Source organism: Streptomyces sp. NPDC004658, assembly GCF_040609555.1.
In the GTDB taxonomy this organism is placed as follows: Bacteria; Actinomycetota; Actinomycetes; order Streptomycetales; family Streptomycetaceae; genus Streptomyces.
This window is the reverse complement of the sequence record NZ_JBEXKG010000214.1, coordinates 1-10,254: the sequence shown is the minus strand read 5'-3', so window position 1 is coordinate 10,254 and position 10,254 is coordinate 1. Positions and strand designations below refer to the sequence as shown.

The 10,254-nt window shown below is 73.3% G+C and carries 8 protein-coding genes; all 8 read left to right on the top strand.

Annotation, left to right across the window (positions count from 1 at the left end; all coding sequences use genetic code 11):
• The coding region (locus ABZV94_RS37365; RefSeq protein ID WP_356348750.1) for a DUF3152 domain-containing protein at positions 1-1,031 on the top strand (1,031 nt) is incomplete at its 5' end.
• A 56-nt stretch (positions 1,032-1,087) separates the two neighbouring features.
• Positions 1,088-1,183 (top strand): Ms4533A family Cys-rich leader peptide, encoded by a 96-nt coding sequence (locus tag ABZV94_RS37360; RefSeq protein ID WP_309550493.1) that lies wholly within the window; start codon positions 1,088-1,090, stop codon positions 1,181-1,183.
• Between the two features lie 189 nt (positions 1,184-1,372).
• Positions 1,373-3,091: an ABC transporter substrate-binding protein gene (locus ABZV94_RS37355; RefSeq protein ID WP_356348748.1), complete on the top strand. Its 1,719-nt coding sequence runs from the start codon at positions 1,373-1,375 to the stop codon at positions 3,089-3,091.
• Between the two features lie 4 nt (positions 3,092-3,095).
• The gene (locus ABZV94_RS37350) at positions 3,096-4,154 is read left to right on the top strand and encodes an ABC transporter permease (RefSeq protein WP_356348746.1); all 1,059 of its coding nucleotides are present in this window, start codon (positions 3,096-3,098) and stop codon (positions 4,152-4,154) included.
• Entirely contained in the window at positions 4,151-5,149 is a 999-nt protein-coding gene (locus ABZV94_RS37345; RefSeq protein ID WP_356348744.1) for an ABC transporter permease, read from the top strand. Before ABZV94_RS37350 ends, ABZV94_RS37345 begins: the two co-directional genes overlap by 4 nt.
• Positions 5,146-6,780: an ABC transporter ATP-binding protein gene (locus tag ABZV94_RS37340; protein ID WP_356348742.1), complete on the top strand. Its 1,635-nt coding sequence runs from the start codon at positions 5,146-5,148 to the stop codon at positions 6,778-6,780. Before ABZV94_RS37345 ends, ABZV94_RS37340 begins: the two co-directional genes overlap by 4 nt.
• A gap of 250 nt (positions 6,781-7,030) precedes the next feature.
• Positions 7,031-8,803 (top strand): DUF3492 domain-containing protein, encoded by a 1,773-nt coding sequence (locus ABZV94_RS37335; protein ID WP_356348740.1) that lies wholly within the window; start codon positions 7,031-7,033, stop codon positions 8,801-8,803.
• A gap of 377 nt (positions 8,804-9,180) precedes the next feature.
• A partial coding sequence (locus ABZV94_RS37330) for a hypothetical protein (protein ID WP_356348752.1) occupies positions 9,181-10,254 on the top strand: 1,074 nt, incomplete at its 3' end.

Below are 10,254 nucleotides of genomic sequence, written 5' to 3'. Positions count from 1 at the left end.
GTCCACCGGTACACGGTCGAACTGGACCTCACGACCGGTGGCGAGACCTTCGACTCCCGTACCGCGATCCGGTTCACGGCGCGGTCCGACGGGGAGGTGGGGCACGGCGCCGCCCCGGGCCCCGGCAGGAGTACCTGGAGGCCTTCGACGGAGCCGGCGGGCGCACCGCGCAGACCGAGAGCGCGGAGGCCCCCGCGCCCGGCGCCGGTGTGCCCGCGCAGCGCGGCGGGACCAAGGGGTGGGCCTTCACCGGCATCGCGGCGGCCGCCGTCACGACCGTGCTCGCGGTGGTCGTCGCCGGACAGGTGACCAAGGCGGAGGGCGGCGCCGACGCGCGCTCGCGGTCCGCCGCCGGCCAGGCCGGTGAGGGACACCTCCCCGGCGACACCCCGGGTGCGCCGACGCCCTCCGCCGCACCGAGCGCGGTGACGCTGACGTACGACCAGAAGATGGGCAGGAAGTACCCGCTCGGCGCCACGTTGCAGGGCCCGGGGAAGTTCGACGCCGTGCCCGGGTTCGACAAGGCGCCCGGCACCGGGCAGAAGTACCGGTACCGCGTCGACGTCGAGCGGGGCCTCGGACTGGACGGCGCGCTGTTCGCCGAGGCCGTGCAGCAGACCCTGAACGACGAGCGCAGCTGGGCCCACGGCGGCGCCCGTACCTTCGAGCGCGTCTCCTCCGGCAAGCCGGACTTCGTGATCACGCTGGCCAGCCCCGGGACCACTGCCAAGTGGTGCGCCAAGTCGGGCCTGGACACCACGGAGGACAACGTTTCCTGCGACTCGGCCGCGACCGAACGCGTCATGATCAATGCGTACCGGTGGGCTCAGGGAAGCAAGACGTACGGTGACCGGATCCATGCGTACCGGCAGATGTTGATCAACCATGAAGTCGGTCACCGGCTCGGTCACGGACACGTCAGCTGCCAGAAGGACGGCGAGCTGGCACCCGTCATGCAGCAGCAGACCAAGTTCCTGGACCACGACGGGATCCACTGCCGACCCAACCCCTGGCCCTATCCCCAGAGTTGACAGCCACCGCTTATGTCACATTGACACGAGCCATATGATCGTTCATATTTCTGCCCATGTGGTCTAGTCATGCCGTCTGCAGCAGCGCCGCCATCGAGCTGGCGCTCATCGGCGTGACCGCACTCTGCGTGGCCGACATCCACTGTCGCTGACGCCGCCTCCCCGGCGTTCGCGTCGCGACTCTTTCCTCCCTTTCGTCCGTGACCGCGTCACGGATCTCTTCGACGACCCGGCGCCGGGGCCGACGTCTGTCCGCAGGCGTCTCACTCCTCGTCCACATGTCTCATCTGTCGAGAAACCCTCGACCGACAGTCACGTCACCCCGAGAGGTCGTCATTCCGATGCGTCAACCGTCCGTCATAGCGCGCCGCGTGGCAGCGGCATCCGTCAGCCTGGTCGTGGCAGCGGGCGCCGCCGCCTGCGGCCCGAAGGACAGCGATGCCAAGGGCTCCGGTGGCGACTCCACGCCCCACAAGGGCGGCACGCTCACGGTCCTGAACTCACAGCCGCAGACCGACTTCGACCCGGCGCGCCTGTACACCTCCGGCGGCGGAAACGTTCCCTCGCTGGTCTTCCGCACCCTCACCACGCGCAACCGCGAGAACGGCGCGGCCGGCGCCAAGGTCGTCCCCGACCTCGCCACCGACACCGGGCGCCCCAACAAGGACGCGACCGTGTGGACGTACACCCTGAAGAAGGGCCTGAAGTACGAGGACGGCACGCCGATCACCTCGGCCGACATCAAGTACGGCATCGAGCGCTCCTTCGCCCCCGAACTGTCCGGCGGCGCCCCCTACCTGCGGGACTGGCTGGTCGGCGCCGCCGACTACCAGGGGCCGTACAAGGACAAGAAGGGCCTGTCCGCGATCGAGACGCCGGACTCCCGGACCATCGTCTTCCACCTCGACAAGCCCGAGGGCGAGTTCCCCTACCTCGCCACGCAGACGCAGTTCACCCCGGTGCCCCGGAGCAAGGACACGGGCACCAAGTACGAGTCGCACCCGGTCTCGTCCGGCCCGTACAAGGTCGTCACGAACGAGAACGACGGCGAGCACCTCGTCCTGGAGCGCAACACGCACTGGTCGGCGGCGACCGACGAGGAGCGCAAGGCGTACCCGGACCGGATCGACGTGCGCTCCGGCCTGGACTCCTCGGTGATCAACCAGCGGCTGTCCGCGTCCCAGGGCGCGGACGCCGCGGCCGTCACCACGGACACCAACCTCGGCCCGGCCGAACTCGCCAAGGTGTCCGGCGACAAGGAGCTGGCCGCGCGCGTGGGCACCGGCCACTTCGGCTACACGAACTACCTCGCCTTCAACCCGAAGGTGAAGCCGTTCGACAACCCCAAGGTGCGCCAGGCGGTCGCCTACGCCATCGACCGGTCCTCCGTGGTCAACGCGGCCGGCGGCAGCGCCCTCGCCGAGCCCGCCACCACCTTCCTGCCGAACCAGAAGTCCTTCGGCTACACGCCGTACGACCCGTTCCCGGCGGGCAGGTCCGGCGACCCGGCGAAGGCCAAGGAGCTGCTGAAGCAGGCCGGCTACGCGAACGGCCTCACCATCACGCTGACCCACTCCAACAGCAAGGACTTCGAGACCAGCCCGGAGATCGCCACCGCCGTCCAGGACGCGCTCAAGAAGGCCGGCATCACGGTCAAGCTGCAGGGCCTGGAGGAGAACGACTACCGGGACAAGATCCACAGCGTGAAGACCGAGCCCGGTCTCTTCCTCGCCCACTGGGGTGCCGACTGGCCCTCCGGCGGTCCCTTCCTCGCCCCCATCTTCGACGGCCGGCAGATCGTCAAGGACGGAGCGAACTTCAACACGGGTCAGCTCAACGACAAGTCGGTCAATGACGAGATTGACGCGATCAACAAGTTGACCGACCTCGACGCCGCGGCCCAGCGCTGGGGCGCGCTGGACAAGAAGATCGGCGAGAAGGCCCTCGTCGTGCCGCTGTTCCACCCGGTGTACAAGCGCCTGTACGGCAAGGACGTCAAGAACATCGTCATCAGCGACTGGACCGGCGTGCTGGACATCTCCCAGGTCGCGGTGAAGTAGCACCGTGAGCGAGGCACTTGCCGTCGTCGAGACCGCCGGGACGGGCACCTCCGTCCCGGCGGTCTCGGGGGCACGTCAGTTCTGGCGGCGGCTGCGGGCGCAGCGCGCCGCCCTGGTCGCCGCGGCCGTCGTCGCGCTGCTCGTCCTGATCGCGCTCGCCGCGCCGCTGCTCACCGCACTGGAGGGCCAGGACCCCACGACCTACCACCCCAGCCTGATCGACTCCGCGCGCGGCGGCGTGCCCATCGGCTCCTTCGGCGGCGTCAGCGCCGACCACTGGCTGGGCGTCGAACCGCAGACCGGACGCGACATGTTCGCCCGGCTGGTCTACGGCGCGCGGGTCTCGCTGGGCGTGGCGCTCGCCGCCACGGTGGTCCAGGTCGCCATCGGCGTCGCAGTCGGCGTGGCCTCCGCGCTCGGCAACCGATGGGTTGATCAACTGTTGAGCCGGGCCACAGACATCATCGTCTCGATGCCCTTGATGATCATGTCGTTGGCACTGCTGGCCATCGTGCCGTCCAGCTTCCCCCGGCCGGTCCTGGTCACCCTGGTCATCGGTCTGATCGCCTGGGGCACCATCGCGAAGATCGTGCGGGCCCAGACCCTCTCCCTGAAGGGCCTCGACTACGTCTCCGCCGCCCGGCTGAGCGGCTGGGGCACCTGGCGGGTCGCGCGCCGCGAACTCCTGCCCGGCCTCGCCGCGCCCGTCCTCACGTACGCCGCACTGCTCGTGCCCACGAACATCTCCGTCGAGGCGGCGCTGTCCTTCCTCGGCGTCGGCGTGAAGCCGCCCACCCCGTCCTGGGGCCAGATGCTGACCGCCGCGGACGTCTGGTACCAGGCGGCACCCCAGTACCTGCTGCTGCCGGCCGGCGCCCTGTTCGTCACCGTCCTCGCGCTCACCGTCCTCGGCGACGGCGTGCGCACCGCCCTCGACCCGCGCGCCGCCTCCCGCCTGCGCGTCGGCACCGGCCGCAAGGCCTCCGCCGATGCCGGGAGCACGGCCGACGGCGCGACCCGCGAAGCGGCCGGGAACGCGGCCGGCAAGGAGGCCTCCGCATGAGCGGCTTCGGTGGGTTCCTGCTGCGCCGCGCCGCCGGCGCGGTCGTCACCCTGCTCGCCATCTCGGTGATCGTCTACGTCGTCTTCTACGTCACCCCCGGCAACGTCGCCCAGATCACCTGCGGCCCGCGCTGCTCACCGGAACAGGTGCACCAGGTCGCCGAGCAGCTCAAACTGGGCGACCCCCTCTACCTGCGCTACTGGCACTTCCTCCAGGGACTGTTCGTCGGCCAGGACTTCTCCACGGGCACCTCGGTGGAGCACTGCGCCGCGCCCTGTCTGGGGCAGTCGTACCAGTCCGATCAGCAGGTCCTGGACATCATCCTGACGAAGCTGCCGGTCAGTGTGTCGCTGGTCCTCGGCGCCATGGTGCTGTGGCTCCTCCTCGGCATCGGCACCGGTGTGCTGTCCGCCTGGCGGCGCGGCCGGGTCTCCGAGCGGGTGCTGACCGCCGTCACCCTCGCGGGCACGGCCACGCCCGTCTTCGTCATCGGCCTCGTCCTGATGATCGTCGTCTGCGGCGAACTGCAACTGCTGCCCTTCCCGCAGTACGTGAACTTCACGGACGACCCCGAGCAATGGGCGTGGAACCTCCTGCTGCCCTGGCTCTCGCTCGCCCTGATCGAGGCGGCGGCCTTCGCCCGCCTCACCCGCGCGGCCATGCTGGAGACCCTCGCCGAGGACCACATCCGCACCTTCCGCGCGTACGGCGTCGCGGAGCGCACCGTCGTCGGCCGGCACGCCCTGCGCGGCGCGCTCGCGCCCGTGATCGCGCTGAACGCCAACAACGTGGGCTCCGCCGTCGGCGGCGCCGTCCTCACCGAGACCCTCTTCGGCCTGCCCGGCATCGGCCAGGAGCTGGTGCACGCGGTGAAGGTCGTCGACCTGCCGGTGGTCGTCGGCATGGTCCTGGTGACCGGCTTCTTCGTGGTCCTGGCCAACGCCGTCGCGGACGTGCTCTACGCGGTGGCCGACCGACGGGTGGTACTGACATGAGCGTGGTGGGAGCGGTGGACACGAGCGTGGAGGCGGCGGACGGCCTGGTGGAGGTGACGGACCTGACCGTCGAGTTCGGCAGCCTGCGCGCCGTCGACGGCCTCTCCTTCCGCCTGGCCAAGGGCGGCGCCCTGGCCCTGGTCGGCGAGTCCGGCTCCGGCAAGTCCACGGTCGCGGGCGCCCTGCTGGGCCTGCACCGGGGCACCGGTGCCCGGGTCGGCGGCTCGGTGCGGGTGGCCGGCACCGACGTGCAGGCGGCCTCGGACGAGGAGCTGCGCCGGCTCCGCGGCGCGAAGGCCGCCATGGTCTTCCAGGACCCGCTGTCCTCGCTCGACCCCTACTACGCCATCGGCGACCAGATCGCCGAGGTCCATCGCGTCCACGCGCGCGTGTCGCGCCGCGCCGCACGCGCGCGTGCCGTCGACGTGCTGGAACGGGTGGGAATCCCGGACGCCGCACGGCGGTCCCGGTCCCGGCCGCACGAGTTCAGCGGCGGCATGCGGCAGCGCGCCCTGATCGCCATGGCCCTCGCCTGCGAGCCGGACCTGCTGATCGCCGACGAGCCGACCACCGCCCTCGACGTCACCGTCCAGGCGCAGATCCTCGACCTGCTGCACGGGCTGCGCGAGGAGACCGGCATGGGCCTGCTGCTCGTCACCCACGACGTGGGCGTGGCCGCCGAGAGCGTCGACGACGTCCTCGTCATGCGGCACGGGCGGGCCGTCGAGCGCGGCCCGGTCGGCGCGATCCTCGCGGCACCCGCCGAGCCGTACACCCGGGAACTGCTCGACGCCGTCCCGCGCGTGGACGCCCGCCGCACCGGCTCCCCGGCCGGCGACGAGGTAGTGCTGGAGGCCGTCGGCGTGCGGCGCGAGTTCGGGCGCGGCAAGCGGGCCTTCGCGGCCGTGGACGACGTCTCGGTGACCGTCCGGCGCGGGGAGACCCTCGGCGTGGTCGGCGAGAGCGGCAGCGGCAAGACCACGCTCGGCCGCATGCTCGTGGGGCTGCTGGAGCCCACCGCCGGGGAGATCCGGTACGCAGGGCGCCCGCACAACGGCGTGAACCCGTCCGTCCAGATGGTCTTCCAGGACCCCGTCTCCTCCCTCAACCCGCGCCGCAGCGTCGGCGAGTCCATCGCCGACCCGCTCCGCGCGCGCGGCGGGTCCGACGAGCGGAGCATCCGGGAACGGGTGACGGAACTGCTGGAGCGCGTGGGCCTGGACGGGGCGCACTACGACCGCTATCCGCACGAGTTCAGCGGCGGTCAGCGCCAGCGCATCGGCATCGCGCGGGCGCTCGCCGCCGATCCGCGCGTCATCGTCTGCGACGAGCCGGTCTCCGCGCTCGACGTCACCACGCAGGCGCAGGTGGTCGCCCTGCTCGGCGAACTCCAGCGCGAACTCGGCCTCGCCCTGGTCTTCATCGCGCACGACCTCGCCGTCGTACGCCAGGTCAGCGACCGGGTCGCGGTGATGCGGCGCGGCCGGCTCGTCGAGTACGGCCCCGCCGACGAGGTGTACGACAGCCCCCGCGAGCCCTACACCAAGCAGCTGCTGGCCGCCGTACCGGCGCTCGACCCGGAACTGGCGGCGCGGCGGCGCGCCGCCAGGCGCGAACCGGCGGCGGTGTAGCGGCGCAGGGCCCAGCGGCAGGCACGGTCCGCGTCCCGCCGTGGCGTAACGTTTCGCGCTCGCGCGATCACTGTCTGATCCCTTAGCGCGACGGAACGCGACCCGCACGCGAAAGTTACGACCGTTCACCCCTTTTGGTGGTGCGACGGACAACCGTCCGTCGCACCACCGCCTTGTCCCCTTACGTTCGTCCCGCTGCGAGCCGCCAGGACAACGGCGGCTCCCCAGACGGGAGATCGGGGGTGCACAGGTGCGCATAGGACTGCTTACCGAGGGTGGCTATCCCTATGTGGGCGGTGACGCCATGCTCTGGTGCGACCGGCTCGTGCGCGGGCTCGACCAGCACGAGTTCGACGTCTACGCGCTCAGCCGTGGCCGGCACCAGGAGGCCGAGGGCTGCGTTCCGCTCCCACCGCAGGTCAGCCGGGTGCGTACGGCCCCGCTGTGGACGGCCGACGACGGGGCCGCGCTCGGGCGACGCGCACGCCGGCGCTTCGCCGAGTGCTACGGGGAGCTGGTGGCGGCGGTGTGCGCCGGGGCCGACGGGGGAGGGGCCGAGGGCGCGGCGGGCTATGGGGCCGCGGCTGGGCACGCGGAGAGCACCGGGGCCGGAGGAGGGCATGCGTCGCCCATCCGGCCGCAGGACGCCTCCGCCGATCTGGCGGACCGTTTCGGCACCGCCCTGTACGCGCTCGCCGAACTCGCCCGCGAGGAGGGCGGACTCGTCGGCGCCCTGCGCTCCGACGCGGCCGTGCGCGCACTGGAGCGCGCCTGCCGCGCCCCTCGCGCGCTGCGCACGGCACGCGAGGCGCGCGTACCCGATCTGCTCACCGTCGCCGCGCACATCGAACGCGCCCTGCGCCCCCTCTCCCTCGACTGGTACGGCGACGACGGCCTCGGCGCGGCCGACCTCTGCCACGCCACCTCGGGCGGTCCCGCCGCCCTCTGCGGACTCCTCGCCCGGCACTTCTCCGGCGTACCGCTGCTGGTCACCGAATACGGCGTGCAGCTCCGCTCGCACTACCTGACCCTCGGCCCGGGCGCCGCCGCCCCCGCCGTCCGCGCCCTGCTCGGCGCCTTCCACGGCCGGCTCGCCGCCGAGGTCTACCGGGCGGCCGAGATCCTCACCCCGGGCAACGCCCACGCCCGCCGCTGGCAGGAACGGTGCGGCGCCGACCGCGCCCGGATCCGCACCGTGTACCCCGGCATGGCGGCCGAGCGGTTCACCGAGGTCGGCGAGTCCCCGGACCGCGCCGACCCCCACACCCTGGTCTGGGTGGGGCGCGTGGACCCCGCCAAGGACCTGGTGTCGCTGCTGCACGCCTTCGCGGAGGTGCGCAGGGAGGAGCCCGAGGCGCGTCTGCGGATCGTCGGCGCGCCCTCCGGAGCCGAGGGCGAGGCATACCTGGGCCACTGCCGGGCGCTCGCGGCCCAGCTGTTCCCGGACGAGGCGGAGGGCGCGCACGCCGTCGGCGACAACCCCGTCTCCTTCGAGGAGGTCGGAGCCCCCGACATCCCCGCGCTGCCCGACGCGTACGCCGCCGGGGCGGTCGTCGTCCGCTCCAGCGTCGTGGAAGGCTTCCCGATCAGCCTCGTCGAGGCCATGTTCTGCGGCCGGGCCACCGTGTCCACGGACGCGGGCGCGGTGGTGGAGGTCATCGGCGGCACCGGACTGGTCGTGCCCCCGCGCAACCCCAGGGCGCTCGCCGAGGCGTGCGTGGCGCTACTGCGCGACCCCGAGCGCCGTGAGCGCCTCGGTGCCGCCGCGCGCGCCCGGGCGCTCGAACTGTTCACCGTCGAGCAGAACATCGCGGCATTTCACGGCATTTACCTGGAGATCGTCTCGCACTGCCCGGTCCGCCGGGTCGTCCTGGACGAGTCCGGCGAACCCCTGCCGTTCGCCGCCCCCGCCGAGTCCCGCGTCCCCGGCCACTGGACCGGCCCCACACCCCGCGCCATCCCCACCTGGGCCACGAACACCCCGGTCCGGGCGACCCCGCTCGCGACGGAGGGCGCCCGATGAACGAGCTGGACAGCGCGCGGACGCCTGGGGGCGGTCTGGCCGGCGGGGGGCTCGCCGACGGCGGGTTCGCGGGCGGCGGGCTCGCTCCCGAGCCGGCCGATGGGGCCCGGGGACGCAGGGAGGTGCGCGTGGTGGATGCCGTGGATTTCAGGGATTCCGTGGATTCCGTCCCCGCCGACGAGGCGGGCGGCCTTCAGGGCGGGCCGGGTGCCGGACCGGACCGGCCGGGGACGCCGAGCGGGGCCGACCCGTGGGATGCCCGGTCGGGGGAGTGGCTGGCGGGCACGTCCGACGACGCCGCAGGCGGGGAGCCGTCGGCGGAGAACGCCGGGCCGACCGCCGCCCGGGTTCCTTCGGCCGGCGCGTACGGCTCCGCCATCGGGCACGGGGTCGCCGGTGGGCACGCCTCCGCCGGGCAGGCTTCGGTACAAGCTTCTGGATCACCGGACGCCTCCGCCCCCGACACTCCGCCCACCCCCGCCCCCCATGCCGTTCCGGATGCCGGGCCGGGGACGAGTAGTCGGAGGCGCGCCCCCGCGCCCCGCCGGGGGTCCGTGGACCCGGTGAAATCCCTGCTGCACCGGCACCGCGAGCTGTGCGAGCGGGCCGTGGACCCGTTGGAGATCGCCGCGGGGCTGGAGGCGCACGGCGTCACCGACCGCACCGCCGCCCGCTTCCGCCACCGCGATGTCTTCTCGCTTGCCGAAGAGCTGTACGCGCGCGTGCCGCGCACCGCCGAGCCGCGCCCGGAGCCCGAGCCCCTGCCGGTGCCCCGCGTCCGGGCCGGCTGGGTCCTGCTCGCCCTCCTGCCCGGAGCGCTCGGCGCGGCCACGGTGACCGGGCTGCGCCTCACCCAGGGACACCCCCGCCAGCTGGTGGCACTCGGCGGCATCCTCGCCGTCGCCCTCGCCACGCGCGCGGCACTGTGCCACAGCCCGCTCGCCGGCCCGCCCGGCACGCGCGCGCGGGGCTCCACGGTCGGCACGCGCGCGTGGACGCTGTGGCTGCTGGGGTACGCCCTCGTCGGCGACGGCCTCCTCCGCGCTGTCCTGACGGGCGGCCCCGACACCCCGCCCGGCCTGGCCCCGGACGCCCCCTGGCCGACGGCCACCGCGCCCACCCTGGCCCTCCTGCTGGCCTGCGCCCCGGCGGCCTGGGCCGCCCACCTCCTCACCGCCGGCGCCCGCCGCAGGCTCGCCCGCAGCCGGGGCCTGGAGGACTTCACGGCAGCCGCGCGCCCCCTGTTGCTCGGCGTGCTCGCCGTGTTCCTGGGCGCCCTCGCCGCACTGCTCGCGCTCTGCGGCACCCTCCTGCGCGCTCCCGCGTGCTACCCGCAGGCCCTCACCCTGGGCGCCCTGCTCCTGCTCGCCCGCCTGCTCACCGTGCACCGCCACCGGCATGCCCCCGCCCTCGCGCTGGGCGCCGCCGCGGCCACGGAGGCGGCGGCCCTG

What these genes read in the sequence shown, in the direction of transcription:
- ABZV94_RS37360 (WP_309550493.1), top strand. Translation starts at nt 1,088, where the DNA reads ATGTGGTCTAGTCATGCCGTCTGCAGCAGCGCCGCCATCGAGCTGGCG.
- ABZV94_RS37355 (WP_356348748.1), top strand. Translation starts at nt 1,373, where the DNA reads ATGCGTCAACCGTCCGTCATAGCGCGCCGCGTGGCAGCGGCATCCGTC.
- ABZV94_RS37345 (WP_356348744.1), top strand. Translation starts at nt 4,151, where the DNA reads ATGAGCGGCTTCGGTGGGTTCCTGCTGCGCCGCGCCGCCGGCGCGGTC.
- ABZV94_RS37340 (WP_356348742.1), top strand. Translation starts at nt 5,146, where the DNA reads ATGAGCGTGGTGGGAGCGGTGGACACGAGCGTGGAGGCGGCGGACGGC.